This is a genomic window from Sodalis sp. RH21 (genome assembly GCF_047324175.1).
Taxonomy (GTDB): Bacteria; Pseudomonadota; Gammaproteobacteria; order Enterobacterales; family Enterobacteriaceae; genus Acerihabitans.
In genome coordinates, this window is sequence record NZ_CP178732.1 from 3,031,289 (window position 1) to 3,050,175 (window position 18,887).

The 18,887-nt window shown below is 61.3% G+C and carries 24 protein-coding genes; 11 read left to right on the top strand and 13 right to left on the bottom strand.

Annotated elements, in window-relative coordinates; all coding sequences use genetic code 11:
• The first annotated feature begins 9 nt into the window (after positions 1–9).
• From ACL2XP_RS13890 to ACL2XP_RS13940, 11 genes are all read left to right on the top strand, one after another.
• A complete protein-coding gene (locus ACL2XP_RS13890) occupies positions 10–552 on the top strand; it encodes an RnfABCDGE type electron transport complex subunit B (protein ID WP_413733373.1) in 543 nt (180 codons plus the stop codon).
• The gene (gene rsxC, locus ACL2XP_RS13895; RefSeq protein WP_413733374.1) at positions 545–1,999 is read left to right on the top strand and encodes an electron transport complex subunit RsxC; all 1,455 of its coding nucleotides are present in this window, start codon (positions 545–547) and stop codon (positions 1,997–1,999) included. The genes ACL2XP_RS13890 and rsxC overlap by 8 nt, the downstream gene beginning before the upstream one ends.
• Entirely contained in the window at positions 1,993–2,970 is a 978-nt protein-coding gene (locus ACL2XP_RS13900; RefSeq protein ID WP_413733375.1) for an RnfABCDGE type electron transport complex subunit D, read from the top strand. Before rsxC ends, ACL2XP_RS13900 begins: the two co-directional genes overlap by 7 nt.
• Positions 2,971–3,018: 48 nt before the next feature.
• Complete coding sequence (rsxG, locus tag ACL2XP_RS13905; protein ID WP_413733376.1) at positions 3,019–3,651, top strand: electron transport complex subunit RsxG; 633 nt, start codon at positions 3,019–3,021, stop codon at positions 3,649–3,651.
• 42 nt (positions 3,652–3,693) lie between these two features.
• Entirely contained in the window at positions 3,694–4,392 is a 699-nt protein-coding gene (locus ACL2XP_RS13910) for an electron transport complex subunit E (protein WP_413733377.1), read from the top strand.
• The gene (locus ACL2XP_RS13915) at positions 4,392–4,649 is read left to right on the top strand and encodes an RnfH family protein (RefSeq protein ID WP_413733378.1); all 258 of its coding nucleotides are present in this window, start codon (positions 4,392–4,394) and stop codon (positions 4,647–4,649) included. Before ACL2XP_RS13910 ends, ACL2XP_RS13915 begins: the two co-directional genes overlap by 1 nt.
• Before the next feature lie 92 nt (positions 4,650–4,741).
• On the top strand, positions 4,742–5,269 hold the full coding sequence (locus ACL2XP_RS13920) for a flavodoxin (RefSeq protein WP_413733379.1): 528 nt from the start codon (positions 4,742–4,744) through the stop codon (positions 5,267–5,269).
• Between the two features lie 335 nt (positions 5,270–5,604).
• Positions 5,605–6,414 carry a class I SAM-dependent methyltransferase gene (locus ACL2XP_RS13925; RefSeq protein WP_413733380.1) on the top strand — a complete coding sequence of 270 codons (810 nt, stop codon included), beginning with the start codon at positions 5,605–5,607 and terminating at the stop codon, positions 6,412–6,414.
• Entirely contained in the window at positions 6,414–7,565 is a 1,152-nt protein-coding gene (locus ACL2XP_RS13930) for a hypothetical protein (RefSeq protein WP_413733381.1), read from the top strand. The genes ACL2XP_RS13925 and ACL2XP_RS13930 overlap by 1 nt, the downstream gene beginning before the upstream one ends.
• 11 nt (positions 7,566–7,576) lie before the next feature.
• Complete coding sequence (locus ACL2XP_RS13935; RefSeq protein ID WP_413733382.1) at positions 7,577–7,912, top strand: hypothetical protein; 336 nt, start codon at positions 7,577–7,579, stop codon at positions 7,910–7,912.
• 2 nt (positions 7,913–7,914) lie between these two features.
• Positions 7,915–8,451: a pyridoxamine 5'-phosphate oxidase family protein gene (locus ACL2XP_RS13940; RefSeq protein ID WP_413733383.1), complete on the top strand. Its 537-nt coding sequence runs from the start codon at positions 7,915–7,917 to the stop codon at positions 8,449–8,451.
• On the opposite strand, the gene ACL2XP_RS13945 is transcribed toward ACL2XP_RS13940, so the two are convergent.
• The 13 genes from ACL2XP_RS13945 to nifT all read right to left on the bottom strand — a co-directional run bounded on the left by ACL2XP_RS13945 (position 8,446) and on the right by nifT (position 18,847).
• A complete protein-coding gene (locus ACL2XP_RS13945) occupies positions 8,446–9,348 on the bottom strand; it encodes a peptidylprolyl isomerase (RefSeq protein WP_413733384.1) in 903 nt (300 codons plus the stop codon). The two genes, ACL2XP_RS13940 and ACL2XP_RS13945, sit on opposite strands and share 6 nt — an antisense overlap.
• 9 nt (positions 9,349–9,357) lie before the next feature.
• The gene (locus tag ACL2XP_RS13950; protein ID WP_413733385.1) at positions 9,358–9,801 is read right to left on the bottom strand and encodes a nitrogen fixation protein NifZ; all 444 of its coding nucleotides are present in this window, start codon (positions 9,799–9,801) and stop codon (positions 9,358–9,360) included.
• On the bottom strand, positions 9,798–10,157 hold the full coding sequence (locus ACL2XP_RS13955; RefSeq protein ID WP_413733386.1) for a nitrogenase-stabilizing/protective protein NifW: 360 nt from the start codon (positions 10,155–10,157) through the stop codon (positions 9,798–9,800). Before ACL2XP_RS13955 ends, ACL2XP_RS13950 begins: the two co-directional genes overlap by 4 nt.
• A 1-nt stretch (position 10,158) precedes the next feature.
• Positions 10,159–11,319, bottom strand: a complete 1,161-nt coding sequence (gene nifV, locus ACL2XP_RS13960) for a homocitrate synthase (RefSeq protein WP_413733387.1) — start codon at positions 11,317–11,319, stop codon at positions 10,159–10,161.
• Positions 11,320–11,337: 18 nt separating this feature from the next.
• Positions 11,338–12,546 (bottom strand): cysteine desulfurase NifS, encoded by a 1,209-nt coding sequence (gene nifS / locus ACL2XP_RS13965; RefSeq protein ID WP_413733388.1) that lies wholly within the window; start codon positions 12,544–12,546, stop codon positions 11,338–11,340.
• 16 nt (positions 12,547–12,562) lie between these two features.
• Positions 12,563–13,420 carry a Fe-S cluster assembly protein NifU gene (nifU, locus tag ACL2XP_RS13970; protein WP_413733389.1) on the bottom strand — a complete coding sequence of 286 codons (858 nt, stop codon included), beginning with the start codon at positions 13,418–13,420 and terminating at the stop codon, positions 12,563–12,565.
• Between the two features lie 15 nt (positions 13,421–13,435).
• Complete coding sequence (locus tag ACL2XP_RS13975) at positions 13,436–13,774, bottom strand: hypothetical protein (RefSeq protein WP_413733390.1); 339 nt, start codon at positions 13,772–13,774, stop codon at positions 13,436–13,438.
• 152 nt (positions 13,775–13,926) lie between these two features.
• Entirely contained in the window at positions 13,927–14,388 is a 462-nt protein-coding gene (locus tag ACL2XP_RS13980) for a NifB/NifX family molybdenum-iron cluster-binding protein (protein ID WP_413733391.1), read from the bottom strand.
• Complete coding sequence (gene nifN, locus ACL2XP_RS13985; protein WP_413733392.1) at positions 14,385–15,764, bottom strand: nitrogenase iron-molybdenum cofactor biosynthesis protein NifN; 1,380 nt, start codon at positions 15,762–15,764, stop codon at positions 14,385–14,387. The genes ACL2XP_RS13980 and nifN overlap by 4 nt, the downstream gene beginning before the upstream one ends.
• Before the next feature lie 10 nt (positions 15,765–15,774).
• The gene (nifE, locus tag ACL2XP_RS13990; protein WP_413733393.1) at positions 15,775–17,157 is read right to left on the bottom strand and encodes a nitrogenase iron-molybdenum cofactor biosynthesis protein NifE; all 1,383 of its coding nucleotides are present in this window, start codon (positions 17,155–17,157) and stop codon (positions 15,775–15,777) included.
• 328 nt (positions 17,158–17,485) lie between these two features.
• Positions 17,486–17,770: a hypothetical protein gene (locus ACL2XP_RS13995; protein ID WP_413733394.1), complete on the bottom strand. Its 285-nt coding sequence runs from the start codon at positions 17,768–17,770 to the stop codon at positions 17,486–17,488.
• A 159-nt stretch (positions 17,771–17,929) separates the two neighbouring features.
• Complete coding sequence (locus ACL2XP_RS14000) at positions 17,930–18,607, bottom strand: NifB/NifX family molybdenum-iron cluster-binding protein (protein ID WP_413733395.1); 678 nt, start codon at positions 18,605–18,607, stop codon at positions 17,930–17,932.
• 18 nt (positions 18,608–18,625) lie between these two features.
• On the bottom strand, positions 18,626–18,847 hold the full coding sequence (gene nifT / locus ACL2XP_RS14005; protein ID WP_413733396.1) for a putative nitrogen fixation protein NifT: 222 nt from the start codon (positions 18,845–18,847) through the stop codon (positions 18,626–18,628).
• Between the last annotated feature and the right edge of the window lie 40 nt (positions 18,848–18,887).

Here is an 18,887-nt window from a genome sequence, read left to right on the forward strand (position 1 = left end):
GAGATGACGATGAACGCTATATTGCCGGTGCTGGCGGTTCCCGCTATCGGCGCCATTATCGGTTACCTGCTCGGTTATGCCGCAATCTATTTCAAAGTGGAGAAAGATCCGCGCATCGACGCGGTGGTCGCCCTGCTGCCCAACGGCCAGTGCGGCCAATGCGGTTTTCCCGGCTGCGCCCAGGCGGCCGGCGCCATGGTGCGCGGGGAAGCCCCGGTCAGCGCCTGTACTCCCGGGGGCGCGGCGCTGGCCAAACGCATCGCCGGGCTATTGGATATGCCGCTCAACGATGCCGAAGACCGCGGGCCGCAGGTGGCGGTGATTAATGCCCAGGCCTGCGACGGCTGCGGGCGCTGCCAGAAAAAATGCAATTTTGACGCCATTGTCGGCGCGACGCGCCAGCAGCACGGTATTTTGGCGGATGACTGCACCGGCTGCGCCGCCTGTATCGCCGTGTGCGCGCATCAGGCGATTGAACTGCGCGCCGATCCCCTGCTGACCCCCACCGCCGCTAAACCCCGCTTTGACCTGAGGGAGGCTTCTTATGTTTAGCGCCAAGCTAAAACCCCACGGCGGTATCCGCCCCTATAGCCATAAGTCCCTGACGCGCGATATCGCCATCCGCCCGCTGGCCGCGCCGCGCCAGCTGATCGTCCCGCTGCGCCAGCATACCGGGCCGGCGGCGGTGCCGGTGGTGGCGCCGGGCGCTATCCTGAGCGCCGGCCAGCTGATCGCCGAGGCCCGGGAGCGCATGTCCGCGCCGGTGCATGGCGCCCTGGCCGGGGTGGTGACCGACGTCGTGTCCGGCGACCAGGGTTATATCACGATCAAGGTAAACGCGCCGGCCGACCAGCCATCGGCGCCCCGCCTGGCGGCCCCGGACGGCCTGGATGATGCGCACGCCATGCTATCGTTAATCGAACAGGCCGGCATCGTCGGCATGGGCGGCGCCATGTTCCCGGCCGCCGATAAAATCAGAATGAGCCTGCGCTACCCCATTGAGACCCTGATTGTCAACGGCGGGGAGTGCGAGCCGTATCTCACCACGGACGATCGGCTGATGCGCGAACAGGCGGAATTTATCATCGGCGGCATCCGCTATCTGCAGGCCATTACCCACGCCCGCCAGGTTTATATCGGTATCGAGGATAATAAAACCGAGGCCATCGCCCGCCTGGATGAGCTTTGCCGCCAGGAGCGCAACATCGAAGTGGTGATTTTGCCCTCGCTCTACCCCATCGGTTCGGCCAAGCAGATGATCGAAGCGGTGACCGGCCGCCAGATTCCGCAAAACCGCCGCTCCACCGAAATGGGGGTGCTGGTGCAAAACGTCGGCACCTGCATCGCCATTTTTCACGCCATCCGCTTTGGCAAACCCGTGACGCACCGGGTCATTACCGTCAGCGGACGGGCCATCGAACATCCCGGCAACCTGCTGGTGCCCATCGGTACGCCGATTAAAGAGATTATCGGCCAGTGCGGCGGACTGAAATCGCAGCCGGCGCGCATTGTACTGGGCGGGCCGATGATGGGCCGGGCCGTGGAAGATCTGGCGACCCCCATCAATAAAGGCACCAGCGGCCTGTTGCTGCTCAACGGCGACGAACTGCCGCAAACCCGCCCCAGCGCATGCCTGCGCTGCGGGCGCTGCCTGGATGCCTGCCCGATGAGCCTGGCGCCGCAGGCGATGTTCGCCGAGTTGAAAAACGACGGTTTCGCCAAAGCGCGGCATCAGGGGCTGAATGCCTGCCTGCTGTGCGGGTCCTGCGCTTATGTTTGCCCGGCGGCGCTGCCGCTGACCCAGTTTTTCGACTGGGGCCAGCAGCAACTGCGGCTGATTAAGCGCCAGGAAGATAAACTAACGCGTACCCGCCAAAACAGCGCCCGTCGCCAGGAACGCCTGGCGCGGGAAGCCGCCGAAAAAGCGGCGGCGCTGGCCGCCAAGCCCGCGCGCCGTACGCGCCGCAATGCCCCGCCTACGGAGGATACCCCATGTTAACCGCGCCGCATGCCCACCAGGGACTGACCGTTGACCGCCTGATGTACCGGGTCAATATTTCTCTGCTGCCGGTCGTCATCCTGGCGTTTTTGCAGTTTGGCGCCCAATCGATTTTGCTGATTTTTTGCTGCCTGCTGAGCGCGCTGGCCTGCGAGGCCCTGTGCCTCAAGCTCAACCCCGCCGCCCAGGGCCATACCTTTGACGGCGCGGCATTCCTCACCGCGCTGATCCTGGCGCTGAGCCTGCCGCCGCACGCGCCCCTGTGGCTTGGGATATTTGGCGGCGCGGTGGCGATTATTTTCGGCAAGCATATCTATGGCGGCCTGGGGCAGAACCTGTTCAACCCGGCCATGCTGGCGCGGGTGGTGCTGCTGATCGCATTTCCGGTGGAAATGACCCGCTGGGTGGAACCCGCCGCCTTTTATGACGGCGCTTTTTATCGCCTGGGCGTGGACGGGATGACCGGCGCCACCTTGCTGGGCGGCTTTAAAGAAAGCGGCCGGCAGCATTTGGAACTGCTGGCCAACCTGTTTGGCAACCGCAGCGGCAGCCTGGGGGAAACCTCGTCGCTGTTGCTGGCGCTGGGCGGCGGCTGGCTGATGCAGCAGCGGGTCTTCAGCTGGCATATTCCGCTGGCGACGGTGCTGGGCTGCCTGCTGCCCGGCACCGTCCATTGGCTTATCGCCCCCGGCGGCATCGTGCCGCCGCTGGCGCAGTTGACCAGCGGCGGACTATTGCTCGGGGCGTTTTATATCCTCACCGACCCGGTTACCGGCCCCGGCAGCGTGCGCGGACGGCTGATCTACGGCGCGCTGGCCGGTTTTATCACCTATTGCATCCGCGCGTTCGGCAACTTCCCCGAGGGCATGGCGTTCGCGGTGCTGCTGGTTAACGCCCTCACCCCGCTGATTGACAATTATACCCAGCCAAGGGCCTACGGTTACGTGGGCGGCAAGGAGAAATCATCATGAAACCGCAACGCCGCCCAGGAAAATCCGGCCGCCGAACGGGAGGCCGATATGCTTAACCGCGGGATGTCGCAGTATTTCCCCACCCGGGAAAGTCCGCTGACCCAGGGTTTCTTGCTCGGCTCGTTTACGCTTATCGTTTGCCTGCTGGTCGCCGGCTGCTGGTGGCTGACCCATGAACACATCATCCTGCGCGAGAAAGAGGATACCCAGAATATGCTGTCGCAGGTGTTTCCCGCCGGACGTTACGATAATGCGCTGGCGGATGCGCAGCAATCCCTGACGGTGGGCGGCCGGGAAGTGCGTTTTTACCGCGCCAGCCTGAAGGGTAAACCCAGCGGCATAATCCTGGCCAGCGAGACCCAGGGTTATGGCGGCCCGATTCAACTCCTGACCGGCATCGACGCCGGCGGCGTGATTACCGGGGTGCGGGTGATAAGCCATAAAGAGACACCGGGGCTGGGGGACGCCATCGAGCTGGAGCGCAGTCCCTGGATTCGCAGTTTCGACGGCCAATCCCTCGATAACCTGACGGAACAACAGTGGCATGTCAAAAAAGACGGCGGCCGGTTCGACGCATTCACCGGCGCCACCATCACTCCGCGCGCGGTGGTGAAAGGGGTACATGACAACCTGCTGGAGTTCAGGCAACGGCGGGCGCAGTTCCTGGGTGAACACCCTTGATGACGTTGATAATGCAGTATTTAACCTCGATGGGAGGCGCTTATGAGTGATAATAGCCAGCCGCGGCTGCGGGAGATTATGGTCAGCGGGGTCTGGACCAATAATGTCACCTTTGTGCAAATTCTTGGCCTGTGCCCGCTGATGGCCATTACCACTACCGCCACCAACGGCCTGGGACTGGGCTTGATGACCGCCATGGTGCTGGCCTGCTCCAATTTTCTCGTCTCGGCGCTGCGCAAGGTGACGCCCAGCCAGATCCGCATTCCGGTGTATATCTCGATTATCGCCTCGCTGGTGACGATTCTGGATTTAACCATGAACGCCTGGATGCACGATTTGCACAAAGTCATGGGGCTGTTTATCCCATTGATCGTGGCCAACTGCGCCCTGCTGGGTCGGGCGGAGGCTTTTGCCGCCCATAACCGGATTTTCCCCGCGGCGCTCGACGGCTTGGCCACCGGACTGGGGTTTACCCTCGGCTTGACCAGCGTGGGCGCAGTGCGTGAAATTCTCGGCAGCGGCACGCTATTTAGCGGCGCGGCCCTGCTGCTCGGCCCGCATTTCCACTTTCTGGAACTGCATCTGCTACCGGGGTACCGGGGCTTTTTGCTGATGTTATTACCGCCGGGCGGCTTTGTGGTGATGGGCATGCTGCTCAGCGGCATCCGCCTGGTAAAACGCCTGACCAGCCGCGCCAGCGCCGCGCAGCCCAGCAGCGAACCCGCCGGAGGCTGCCACTGATGAAATTTTCAGTCGCCCACGTCAACGGCATCCGGGGACGTTGCATTCAGATGCAGCTCGATGCCCCGGTGACGGTACGCCAGGCCATCCTGGCATCCCCGCTGCCGCAATTATTTCCTTATCTCGATCTGGCGATCCACCGCACCGGCATCTATGGCCGCTTATGCCCCGCGGATACGCCGGTCGGCGAAGGCGATCGGGTGGAAATTTATTTACCGGCCACCAGAACCGGCGCGGACGAGGACGACGATGATTGATGCCGCCGCCGGGCCGCCCGATGGCACGCCCGCCGTGCGCTATTGCGGCGAAATTTTTTTCATTGGCATTGTTAACATTTTTGGAGCTTATCATGGCTAATATCGGCATTTTTTTTGGTACCGACACCGGCAAGACCCGTAAAATCGCCAAACTGATCCACCAGCATTTCGCCGGCGAAGCGGACGAGCCGAAAAACATTAACCGCGTCACCATTGACGATCTGCTGGCCTACCCGGTACTGATCCTCGGCACCCCGACCCTGGCCGACGGTCAGTTGCCCGGGCTGGACGCGGAGTGCCAGAGCGAATCCTGGGCGGAATTCGCCGATACCCTGGCGCAGGCCGATCTGAGCGGCAAAACCGTGGCGCTGTTCGGGCTGGGGGATCAGGAAGCTTATCCGGATAATTTCGTCAGCGCCATGGGCGAACTCTACGATATCGTGACGCAAGCCGGCGCGACTATCGTCGGCGCCTGGCCGCGGGACGGGTATGTATTCACGTCTTCCGCCGCGCTGGAAGGGGATGAGTTTGTGGGTCTGGCCCTCGATCAGGACAATCAGGCGGATCTCAGCGCCGAGCGGGTTGAGTCCTGGATTACGTTGGTGAAGGCGGCGCTGTAATATTCCGGCGCCCCTATTCGTTAAAACATGCCGGTTTAACCGCGTCGATATGCGGGCTGATGGCCCGCTGTTGTCAATATTATTGCCCATAACGCAACAGAGGGTGTTAAAAAAGGCCATTGACTTATTGATCAGATAATCATGTTATATATTTTGAAGTTTTTTATTTTTATGCCAGCCATGGATTGGATATTTTATAAAATTAATATCCAGGTGAATCACTTTCGCTGGTCACCACATATTAATTTCAATAACGCTTTGTCGGATTAATTAATACCAATCTGGCAGTAGACAGTCAATTTATTCACTTCCCTCTGGCGGCAGGAGAATCTATTGTGAAGCAAAAAAAAGCATCCGTTGTATTATCCGGCCACAACGCCGGCGAAACCAATCCCCCGACTTTTGATAATACAACTTTTGATGAGTATGCCGGGCTGTACGAGCAATTAGCCCAATGGCCCTACCGTAAATATCTGGAAATACCGGCGCTTGCCGCATGCCTGGGCGATTTAACCGGTCAAACCGTATTGGACTTCGGCTGTGGCCCCGGTTTTTTTTCACGCTGGCTGAAACAGCTCGGGGCGCAAGCGGTGGTCGGCCACGATATATCCGCCGGCATGCTCAATTATGCGCGGCGCCGGGAAGAAAAAGAGCGCCAAGGCATTATCTATCTGGCGGAGCTGGATGAAACATACACCGCCGCCTTTGATATCGTCCTGGCTATTTATGTCCTGCCTTACGCGCCGGACCACGGGGCATTACGCGCATTATGCCGCTCCATGGCCCGAGCGCTCAAACCCGGCGGACGGTTGATAACCCTCCCCCTGCATCCCGATTTTCATCCCGACGCGGAATATTACCGCGCCTATGGTTTCAGGCTCATAGAACCCGCTCCCAGGCGCGATGGGGGCAAGGTGCGCTTGCATCTTTGCCAACCCCCTTATGATATTAACCTGGATGCCTATTACTGGTCAGCGGAAACCCTGGCCGCCGCCCTGGCCGATGCGGGGTTTATCAATTTGCGCTGGCCCGGATTAACCTTGCCAGCGGGGCCAGCGCCTACCCCGCAGGGCGGGATCGAATTCTTGCTGCCCTATTTCCGCCGGCCGCATGTAGCCATCATCGAGTGCGTCAAGGAGGGATAATGACCATTGGCGCGGTTCACCGCCCCCATGACCCGGTACCCCAGATGAGCGCTATCGCCGGCGTGGATCGGCACGAATGGGATGGTTTGGTAAACGACAGTGATTTTTACCATTGCCACGGCTGGCTGGGCAGCCTGGATTATGCCCTGGGCGCCGGGGAAATTCTGACGTTGCGCGGATGCGCCGGACTGCTGGGCGGATGCGCGCTGTGGAACGGCGAAAACCAACCCGGCCTGTTTTACCTACCGGAGTATTTTCCAGGACTTCCCGGGCCATGGCATACCCCGTTTTTATGGGGCGGGGCCAGGCGCTCCACTCATAATGAAATCCCGTGTATCAGCGGCCCGCACCGGGGCGAGGCGTTGGCCGCCATTGCGGCTGCGCTGGCGGCGCAAGCGCAGCTACGCGGCAAAACCGCCACCGTCATCCCTTATATGCCCCTAAGCCGGGCCATGGAAATCGCGCGCCATTATCCTTACGCCAGGGTAGTCATGCACGGCGCCGAAGCAACGATCCCCGTGCTACCGGGTGGATTGAACGCCCAGTTGACGCGCTGGCATGCACACCATCGCAACCGGACCAAAGCCGAACTGCGCGCCTTTGAGCGTTTGGGTAACCATGTTGAATGGCTGCCGTTAACTGAAAACCTCTTTACCGTCGCGGCCAGGCTGATTGCCGATAACAGGGAAAAATACGGCAGCCATCAGGGCAGCGAATGGATGCAGAATATATTTAACGGACAACGCCATTCGGCGATCATCGATACGGCTATCGCCGCCGTCGCCAAAAAAAATAACTGCATTTCTGCGATAACTATTTTTTATCATTTTGGCCAAACGCTGCATGCCCGTTATTACGGCTCGGATTACCAGGATATCGCCAATGATTTCAGGTATTTTGCGTTAACATATTATCATTCACTTGATTATGCTGATGAACATAATATTACCCAATGCCGGCTGTCTGTTTCCGCTTTGCATGCCAAAACGTTCCGTGGAGCACAGTTAGAGCCATTGGCCGCATTGCTGTTATTCACCGACCGACCGGACCTGGCGCGGACATCTTGTGAAAATTACAACCGCCGCTTTCATCGGTATTATCAGCGGCATTTCTCCAAGCATCTCACCGCCGAGTGGTTACAACTGGAATAAGGAGAATCGGCATGCTGCATCTTATGTATTTATTAAAACCCACCGGGCAGGCGCAACGGGATATGGCGGCTTTCTGGCGGTGGGTGAGCGAACGCGACCGCTGGTTTTACCACACCCTGGTCATGGCCGGCGATCGCCGCTGGTACATACGCACCGTGGGTAATCATGTCCATTGCCTGGAGCACTATGTTTCATTCGCGGACGAAGCGGCCTGGGGCGAGTATCGCCGGGCGGTATCCGCACTGGGCAAAGATCCCGTCTGGGAAAAAAAACGCATCGAACAGGACGACTGGTGGGAAATTATCGATGCCCGTTTATTAAACGATGCGCCGTTAATCAGGAGCTGATCATGTCCGATATCTTCCACGACAATGCAAGCCGCAGTGAATATTTGCTGGATAATGCCCGTTTTTTTAACCTGGCCACCTCGTCGGCGGTGGGCGAACCATGGATCGCGACGCTGAATTATGTCGTCAAACGGTCGCCGCTGCGGCTGTTCTGGTATTCGATGGCACAGTCGTTACATTCACAAAATATCCGGCGGCGGGCCGCGGTAAGCGGGGCAATCTATCTGACCGCCATCCCCGATTCGCCGCTGCCCGGCCTCGACGGCGCACAGTTTACCGGCACGGCGCGGGAAATAGAGCGGAACGAATGCGCCGACGTGCATGACTATTATTATCTGCACAATTTTCCGGATAGCCGCATAAGAGCGCAATGGATGCTGCCGTTAAGCGAGTTTGCCGGCGCTGGCAAACGGCGCTTTTATGAATTGCGCCTGGAGCAATGGTGGTTATTGGATCTCGAAGGCTGGCGGCAGAATAAAGAGGATTGCCGCATCCCCGTGCCGCTAGCATCCCTTTATGTCCCGAGCCGGCCGTTATAATGCATCCAGCCATTGGCGCTGATAGCGTTGCCGTTCCCGCGTCTGCAACTGCCGGCGCACCGTCGCCAGCGCTTGTTCCCGCGGGATGGGCGCGGCGGGACGAATCGCGCGGCACAATAACAGATGCAGGCCCATGGGACTGGTGACAATGTCACTTACCTGCCCTGCCGGCAGGGCAAACAGCACCCGCTCCAGGGATTCATACAATAACCCGCGGCTAATCCAGCCCAGATTGCCCCCGTCCAGGGCGGTGGGGCATTCCGAATGGCGCTGCGCCAAGCGGGCAAAATCGGCGGCGGGGTTTTCTATAATTGAATGCGCAACAATTGAATGCGCGACGACGGAATGTTCCCCGGCGGAATCCTTGCCGGAGGAAGGGTGCAAAAGCCGGTGCAGCGCCTCGATGCGTGGGCGCGCCTGTTCCAGCCGGCAGCCGGGCTGCTCATCATCTACGGTAAGCAGGATATGGCTGCATTCGCGCTGTTCGGGACGCAGGAATTTAGCCTGGTGTTCCAGATACCATTGGACGACCTGGGCGTCGTCCGGCGTCGGCGCCTGGGCCGCCACCCGCGCCAGCATTTTATCCAGCAGGACCTCGTGGGTCATGGCCTGATACAGGCCGCGCGCGTCCAGGCCCAGTCGCGCCAGCTGCCGCGGTTCCACCGCAGCGGTATCCAGGCGCTGGTCGAGAGCGGCCACCGCGGCCTGGATATCGCTTTCGGCGGCGCTCAGACCCTGCGCCAGGGCCTGCTGCTCTATCCGGCTTTCCAAAGTCAGTTGCCGGGCATAGCGCGGTTCAAACTCGGTGAGCTGCTCGGCGGTTAATTGCCAGGGCGGGATCTTATAAAGCGCAAGGGATAATTTCAGCCGGCTGTAAATGCGCCATATTTCCATCATCCATTCTCCTCAGGATTCGATCAGCCGCGCCGCCAGCGCCGCTTCCGGCACGCGAAACAACCGTCCCTCGAACAGCACCACATACGACATCGGCTGGCGATCGCGGATTTCATCCATGATCTGGCCCACCTGCCCTTCGCTGACCACCGGTTCCCCGCCGACGGCCAAAGGCAGCGCGGCGCTGACCCAGTCGCCGTACTGGAACTCGCCGGCAATCCACGGCGCGCTGCCGGAAATCAGCTCTTGTTCGCGGCACCCCACGATACAGTCCTCTTCCACAAAGTGGACCTGGTAAATCAGGTTATCCTGCAGGAACGTGCCCCATTCGCGCACATATCCGACGCTGCCTTTACGCACCAGCATCGCCCCGCGGGGCTTGCCGGGGAATGTGCCGTCATTGCGCAGCGAGCGAATGACCCGCACCCGGTCGCCAAATTCATAGCTGGGTTTCATGGTAATACCTCCATTAATGCGCTCCAGGGGATAAAACTGGCTTTATGGCGTTGATAAATGGCCATTGCCGAGGTCGCCGCCAGTTCCCCTTGCAGAAAATGCCGATAGCTTTGGTCAAGCAGGTGCCGCGCCATCGACCAGCGGGCTTTGTTGCGGGCCAGTTCCCCCGCATCCCCCGAGGCCAGGCCGGCGAGCGGCACGCTGATGACCTGCGCCAGCCGGCGGTGGAATTCATGCATGATATGCAGCCGTTTGGCGCGAATCACCGCCGGATCGGCAGGCAGTTCGAAATAATCGAAAAACGCCTCGGCGGTATCCAGCCCATCGATGCCGGGCAGTGACGTAAACCATTCCATCTTAGCCTCCCGAACAAAGCGCCAGACCGATATCCGGCCCGGCGACGCCGTAGAATTCGGCATAGAGATCGTGCAACTGGCGCTCCGAGGGGCTGTGCTTCCAGATCTCGGCGCGGCTGCGCAGCGCCAGCAGCAGTTGTTCCGCCTGGGCGGCGGCCAGGGTATATCCCAGATCGCCAAAAATGCGATGCACCGCATGACGGCCGGAATGTTTGCCCAATACCAGCGTATGGCGGCGGCCAAGCAGCGCCGGGTCGATACTCTGGTAGCAGGCGGGATTTTTTAATAACCCCGCCACATGAATGCCCGACTCATGGGTAAATACCTGCTCGCCCATCAGCGGCAGCTGCGCGTCTATCGGCCGCCGCGCGGCGTCGGATACCTGCCGGCAGAGATCGGGCAGCCGGTCGAACACAATGCCGGTATCCCGGCCCAGGCAGGCGGTGATGGCCATGGCCACGCTTTCCAGCGCCGCATTGCCGGCGCGTTCGCCCAGCCCCATCACGGTGGTATTGACATGGGTTGCCCCTGCCCGCACCGCCGCCAGGGTATTGGCGGTGGCCATGCCCAGATCGTTATGGGCGTGCATCTCGATCTCGCCCTGCCAGTGACACCGTAACGCAGCGATGCGCTCGAAGGTGGCAAACGGATCGAGCACGCCCAAGGTGTCGGCAAAACGCAGCCGCAGGGCGCCGGTATCGCCGGCCACGGCGGCAATGCGCCGCAGTTCCTCATCGCTGGCGCGGGAGGCGTCCTCGCATCCGATGCTGACCCGCAGCCCGCATTGCCGGGCAAAGGCCACCTGCCGGGCCAATTCCTGCGCCAGCTGCGGCCAGGATAGCTGCAATTTGTAATCGCGCAGGCGGGCCGATGCCGGCAGCGAAATATCCACCCAGTCCATGCCCGCATCGGCCGCCAGCCGGATTTCCCGGCGGTTTAACCGGCACCAGGCCATCAGGGTATGGTCCGGCAAGGCTTGGCGCACCTGGGCGATGCGCCGGCACTCCTCATCCCCCATCGCCGGGGTGCCGACTTCCAGCTCCCCCACCCCGGCCCGGGCCAGCGCGCGGGCGACAGCCACCTTTTCCCCGGCGCTGAACGCCACGCCCGGACTTTGCTCGCCGTCGCGCAGCGTAGTGTCATTAATCACGATCGCGCTCATAGATCGGGTTTCCCGTGGTTAACCATAGGTCGGCACAAAGCCATTGTTGGCCGCATTCAGCGGCCGGTCGCCCTGCCAGTAAGGGGACAGCGCGCGCAGGCGGGCGATCAGCGGCGGCAGTTGCTCGATGACGTAATCGATCTCTTTTTCGCGCGTATAGCGGGATAAGGAGAACCGGATGGTGCCGTGGGCGGCGGTATAGGGAATGCCCATGGCCCGCATCACGTGCGAGGGCTCCAGCGAGCCGGAGGTGCAGGCGCTGCCGCTGGAGGCGGCGATCCGGCAGTGGTTGAGCAGCAGCAGAATGGCTTCGCCTTCGATATATTCGAACGCGATATTTACCGTGTTGGGGGTGCGCGGCTGGCCGCCGCCCATCACCAGGGTATGGGGAATGGCGGCCAGCACGGCCTGCTGCAGGCGATCGCGCATCGGCGCGATTTGCCGGGTCATCATGGGCAGATGGATATCCGCCAGCTCCGCCGCCGCGCCCATACCGACGATGCCGACGATATTTTCCGTACCGGCGCGCCGGCCGCGTTCCTGGTGGCCGCCGCGCAGCAGGGGCCGGAAGCGGGTGCCGCGCCGCAGATAAAGGCAGCCGATGCCTTTGGGACCGTGAAATTTATGCCCGGAGCAGGAAAGCATATCGATGGCGGTGGCGCCCACCGCCACCGGAATTTTGCCTACCGCCTGCACGCCGTCGCAGTGAAACAGGACCCCGTGCTGATGGGCCAGTTCGGCCATGGCGGCCACCGGATACACCACGCCGGTCTCATTGTTGGCCCACATAATGGACACCACCGCCACCCGATCGCTTAACGCCGCGCGATAAGCCGCCATATCCAGCGCGCCGTCGCCGTCCACCGGTATGCGGTGAATCAGGTATCCCTGGCGTTCCAGGTGCTCGCAGACCTGCAGCGTGGCGGGATGCTCCACGATGCTGGTGACGATTTCCCGGCGCTCGGGATAGGCCTCTACCGCCGACAGGATGGCGGTGGAGGTGGCTTCGGTGGCGCAGGAGGTGAAAATAATTTCGCTATCAAAGCGCGCTCCCAGTAGGCTGGCCACCTGTTCACGGGCCTTGATCAGGGCGATGCCGGCGGGCTGGCCGAAATCATGAATGGAAGAAGGATTGCCGTAATGCTCGCTCAGGAACGGCATCATGGCTTCCAGTACCATGGGGTCCAGGCGGGTGGTGGCGTTATTATCCAGATAGATCGCTTTCATCGGCTTACCTCATTGCTTATTCAATGTTACTGGTGGGCAGCGCGGCGCCATCGGCCACCACATGCATAAACCGGCCGAGCCGTTCAATCAATTTCTGTTGCAGCCAGGCCAGGGTCATATCGGTCATCATGCAGCCGCTGCAACTGCCGGACAGCGCAACGGTCACCTGCTTGTCGCCGACGCCCAGCAAGCGCATATCGCCGCCGTCCGCCTGGATGTGCGGGCGCAGGCCGGCGATCACCTCTTCCACCGCCAGCCAGTTTTCATCGCGCGCCACCGGCGCCGCGGCGGCCGCGGCCACCGGCTGCCGGCTGAGGATTTCGCCCAGGGTCTGCTCTATTTTTTCATGGCAGGAAGTGCAGCCGCCGCCGGCCTTGGTGTAATTAATCACGTCCTCCAGGGTAGTGAGGCCGTTTTCCGTCACCGCCCGGCGAATATGGCCCTCGTCGACGCCAAAACATTTGCAAATCAGCGCCCCTTCGTCGTGGTCGGCTTCGGGGGCTTCGCCGCGAAACTGGGCGATTGCGGCGCGCAGCGCTTCCTGGCCCATCACCGAACAGTGCATTTTTTCCGGCGGCAGGCCGTCGAGATAATCGGCAATCTGCTTATTGGTGAGCAATGCGGCTTCGGTCAGGGTGCGGCCGATAATCAGTTCGGTCAGCGCGGAGGACGACGCGATGGCGCTGCCGCAGCCAAACGTCTGAAACCCCGCCTCCTCGATCACTTCCGTTACCGGATCGACGCGCAGCATCAGACGCAGCGCGTCACCGCAGCTCAGCGAGCCGACGTCCCCGATAGCGTTCGCCTGTTCGACGACTTTGGCATTACGCGGGTGAAAAAAATGATCTTTAACTTTTTCTGAATAGTTCCACATAAATTTTTCTCCGGCTCACAGGCTCATAGCCTGCGGTGATGCGCAAACCTGATTGTCGCAGTGACAGGCTGTCGCCTGTAATTCAACCCATAAACCCCGTTGCCCGTCCTGCTCGCCCACGCGGATCGCCGCGCCCTGCAGGTAAGGCCAGTGGGCGATGGCGGCCAGCAATGTCAGTCCCTGATAGTCAACCGCATAATCCTCCGCCCTTGGCTGCCGGCTCCAGGCCAGGCCGATCTGCCAGCCGCGGCAGGTATCGCCGTCCAGCGCAATCCGTAAACCGGCGCAGGGTTCCGCCAGCTGCCGGCGCAAAACAAGCAGTTGTTGCAAGGCTTCCGCTTCGATCTGAATCATGATGTCGCTCCGCAATGGGGTTAATATCTATTGAGCAAATGTGATGCCAGTCACATCTTTATCGATAATTCAACGAGATAGGCCTGCGCACTTAATAAAAACCCCGAACATGTCGGGGCGGGTTGTCGGTTTTGTCAGGGAAATGACACAAATCAGCGTTCGTCTTCCTCCCAGCGGCTCTCCTGCTGGTAACGTTCGAACCGGCGGGGATCGCGTTTGTCCTGGTGGCGCTGCACGGTCGGCGCGTCCCAGTTTTGCTGGAGCTCCGTCAGCAGGCCGGCGATGGAGGTGGCGGCGGGCACGCTCACCGCCCGCACGCCGACGCGCAGCAATTGCCGGAACACGCTCTCGCCGACCGCCACGCAGTAGAGCGACAGGCAACCGTCCAGCGCGGCGATACGGCTGCTTAATTTATCGAGATCGTGTCCCGGCTGGACGATAAAATCCGTCACCTGCAATAACGTTACCCGATCGGGTTTTACCCCGTAGATCGCCAGCCGGGGCGTCGAGCCGAAATGCTGATTCACCACGTGCAGATCGGAACTGGCGAAAGCGACCCGCAGGGCCCAGTCGGCGGCGGTGGTCACCGTGAGATTGCGCTGGAAGTTATTCATAAGCCGGCGTCCTGTGCGAGTGAGACGGCGGAAAAATCCTGTTTGAGCGGCGAAAGATAGACCGGGGAGTGCTGATGGCGCAGGCGCATGACATTGCCCAGCTCAAACAGCGTATCCCGGATACCGGCATACCCCTGGCGGGTACGGCGGAACTCCCCCAGCCGGTCGTAAATGGGAAAACCGGTGCGCACCAGCGGCAGATGCAGCCGCTGCGCCAGGCCGGCGGCGTGGGAGTTGGCCAGGATCATATCGGCGGGACGCTGCGCCAGCAGATCGGCGAGATCTTCCAAATCGCCGATGGTCACGGTGTCCACCGACAGCTCCGCCAGGCCGGGCTGGTTGACCGGGGCCACCGCATGCGCCACGTCGATGCCCTGGCTCAAGGCGAAATCGGTCCAGCCGCGCAGCAGATCCGCTTCGGCGGCGATGGCCATGCGGCCGCCCTGCAGGTCGCCGTGGCAATCGATCATCGCATCGAGCAACTGGCCGCGCTGGCGATCGATCCAGGCGGGCACCTCGCGCCCGGAGATCTGGCGCAGCCGCAAAATAAACTCATCCATCTGGGACAGCGTCATCAGGTGCGGCAAGCGCACGCAGATGCCGCGCCCGCGGGGTTCAATCAGCGCGGCCACCCGTTGCAGGGAGACGCCGATAACAAAACTGGCCGCACTTTGTCCCAACTGCTCCATCAGCCGCAGCGCCGTGCCGCCCTGGGTCAGGGAACTGTAATCCCCCGCCGCGAGATGGCCGTCCATGGATTGCGTCAGATCCGGCACTATGACCGCCTGCAGCCCAAAGGCTTCGACATAACTGCGCAGCAGTTCCTGATCGCCGGGAGTAAACATATGGCTCAGGAAAATATTCACCCGCTTGGTGCGGATGCCGGGCGGCGGTTCGGGCGGCACCCATTGCTGCACCACGCTTTCCAGCAGAGCCGCATAGCCGTTTTCCATGGAACCGTAAAAGTCCGGCGTGCTGACGGTAAGAATGCCCACCTGCCGGTGTTTGGGATGGCTCTCGCGAAACAGCGTCACCGCCCGGCCCAAATCGCTGCCCTGGGCTTCCGACAGCCCGGTGCTCAGCAGGACGATAATGCGCGGCGTATTACGCTCGCACAGGGTTTCCAGGGCGGCGAGGATATTATCGTCCGCGCCCATGATGGTGGTAATCGGCTCCATGGCGGTGGATTGCAGCGGCACCGGCTCATGGAAGTGCTGGATAAAAAATACCTTGGCAAAGGCGCTGCATCCCTGCGCGCCGTGCACCAGGGGAATACAATGTTCCAGCCCCATGGCGGCCAGGATGGCTCCCAGCGGCTGGCCGCTTTTGATGGGGCTGGTGGCCAGCGGTTTGACCGAACGGACAACATGCGTCATAAGTTTCTCCTCAGCCTTTCGGCTGCCAGGGCGCAGGCTGGTTGACCTGGGCCCACACCGGACTTTCCAGCGTGCGGCAAACTTCCCGCGCCAGATTCACCATGCCGGTATATCCGGCGAACGCCTCTTCGCGCTCCTGGTTGATATCCAAAAACGGCAGCCTGGCTTTATAGGCGGTATACATATTGCGGCCGCCGGCAATCATCATGTCGGCGCGGTAGCGATAGACGGTATCGAGCAGCAGGCGCGGATTGCCTTCATCAAGCATCAGCGCGTCCTCGCCCATCAGGGCGCGAATCCGCGCTTTGTCCTCTTCGGTGGATTTACGGGTGCCGGTGGCCACCACGTCGAGGCCCAGATCCTGCAGCGCCGATACCACCGACCAGGACTTCACCCCGCCGGTGTACAACAATACCCGCTTGCCGGCCAGGCGGGCGCGCAGCGGCGCCAGCGCCCGTTGGGCGGCCGCCTCCTCGCGGGCGATCAGCGCCTCGGTGCGCGCGGTCAAGTCCCCGTCGCCGAGCAGCGCCGCCAACTGGCGCAGCGAGGCCGACATTTCCCGCATGCCGTAAAAGCTGCCCTCGAACCAGGGGGTGTCATAGCGCTCTTCCAATTTGCGCGCGACGTTAATCAGCGCGCGGGAACACACCAGCATATTGACGTCGGAACGGTGCATGGTCTGGATTTCGGCGAACCGGGCGTCTCCGGAGAGCGTACAAAGCACCCGCACCCCCAGTTCATCGAGCAGCGGCAGCACCTGCCAAAACTCGCCGGCAATGTTATATTCGCCGATCAGGCCGATATTATGGCCGCGGTTTTCCGGTATCGGATAGCCGGCCGGCCAGGGCGCGGGCTCGCGCTGTCCCACCACCTGGCGCAGCATAACGTCGCCGGCGATGCGATTACCGAGATTTTTACTGCCGTAAAATCCCGCCGAATCCACCGCAATCACCGGAATGCCCGCCGCCGCCGACGCCGAACGGCATACCGCGTCGATATCATCGCCCTCCATGGCGGGCACGCAGGTGTTGTAAATAAAGACGGCGGCCGGATGATAACGTTCGGCGATATGCCTGACGGCGTGAAACAGCCGCCGTTCCCCCCGCCCCATAATCACATCCTGTTCGCTTAAGTCGGTGGTAAAGCCAAGCCGGTTGAGCGTCGGACCCGAGCTGCGGCTGCCCCGGTTATCCCAGGAACTGCCGGCGCAGCCGATGGGGCCATGCACCAGATGCGCCACATCGGCTACCGGCAACAAAGCGATCTGCGCGCCGTCGAACGCGCAGCCGCCCGCGGTGGAGCCGGGTTTCGGCGGCTTGCAGCCGGTTTTATGCTTGCCGTTATGTTCGCAGGCGGGCTCCACGAACAGGGCGGCGATTTCATTATTCTTCATGGCATTCCCTCTGTGTTGCGGCGTTAATCCCCATACCTCTCAATAGGTGCAATTCATGGGCCAGCCCTTAGCAGCTGTTTTTAAAAAGATTTTAATTGTCGGGAACGCGACAAAGCAGACAACGGCCAATGGCCGGCCGCGTTGCTGCCGCCGCGCGATAGCGATCTTTAGCAACGGCGCCCGTTCGATTTCCTCGGTTTTGCGCTGATTTCGCCGGGACCGTCCGCGCTGATTCACGGGCTGCAAAATGCGTCGCGCCCGCAAGGACAGTGGTTGCTGCAGGCGGGCGGGGGTCGGGATGATGCGCTCGTTTCCACTCTTGGGATGGTTAACCGAAAAATATGGCTGCCGCGCGGTGTCCGCCGGGGGGGGTGCTGCCGGATTTTCTGAGCGCGGCCGCATTCCTTTGGATGATCGGGCATCCGTTCTCCGCTACATGGGTTGCGGCCAGCCTTTTGCTGTCCGGGGCGGGGCAAGGCTCGATTAGTATTCCATCCATTGCGGCGGCGTATTCGCCAATACCCAAGGCGAGACTTGCCGTGGCCAACACCGCGTTGAATATCGTCCAACGGGCCGGCGCGCCGGTGGCGACGACGCTTTTGGCCGTGGTCATTTCATTGACGATACGCCACCCGGCGCATGCGTCGCCACGGCAATTCTTGCGGGCCTTCGCGGTGCTATCAGTTCTTCATTTGCTGGCTTTCGGGGTGGCCATGCGCCTTCCGCTGCGGATATCTCGCGCATCCGGCGCCTGGCGGTTCAAACCCCGGCGTCACAGCGAAAACTGATGCTGCGCCAGCGGATGGGATTTGCCCAGGCGTTTCGCCAGCCAGGGCGGTACGCGCCCGGCCAGCATGGCCGCCAGCGCGTCCAACTGCTGCGCGATGGCCATTGGCGGTTTAATCTTTATGGGATGGATATTATTGCGGATCACCCGGGCCGCGGCGGGGCCGCCAATCGCCTCGCAAAACAGCAGATGGCAGTCGCTTAACAACCGCGCCCGCGCTTCATTGCCCTCCTCCAGCGCGCCGGGCTCATCGCGGTAGCGGCGCACCTGCTGCAAAAATGCCCCTTGTTCATCAAAGGCGTAAATAAAGAACAGCCTGCTCTGGCCGAAATGGCCGTCGATGGTCAGCCCGTCGCTGGAGGCAAAGGCCGCCCGCAGCTGCAAGGCCTCGCCCCGCTGCGGATGGGTGGTCAGGTGTATGGGAAGCTGTCCATCCAGGCAGGCCATCACCTGCTGCCATTGCGCCACCGTCGGCGGCGGACAGTCGGCGGGCCACCGCGCCGCCAGCCGTTCGAGGCTCAATAGCGGCAGCCGGTCTGCGGCCAGCGGTTGGCCGGCGGCCTGCTCCAGCCAGAGAATCAGCGCGCGCGGCGGCAGTTGCGACAACATCTGCGCCAGTGCGAACAGACGCCAGAATAAGGGATCGTCGGTTGCGACATTCATCGTTACACTCCTCTTTCCTTAGGGTTGTCCGGCATTTTTGCTGGCGCGCATGCGCACCGGAAACGGCGGTTTCCCGGGCTGCGGAAAAATATAATAGGACTTGCCGCCTTCCAGTTCGAAGGTCCCGCCCCAGCAGGCCGCGTCATCGAACTCGATTCGCACCACCCTCGCTTCCAAATCCTGCTTGGCGATATAGCAGTAGAGATCGTCGCCTTTTTTACTGAATAACACACTCGGCATAGCGGCTTACTCCGGTCAAGGCGGCTCCGGGAACCTCCCC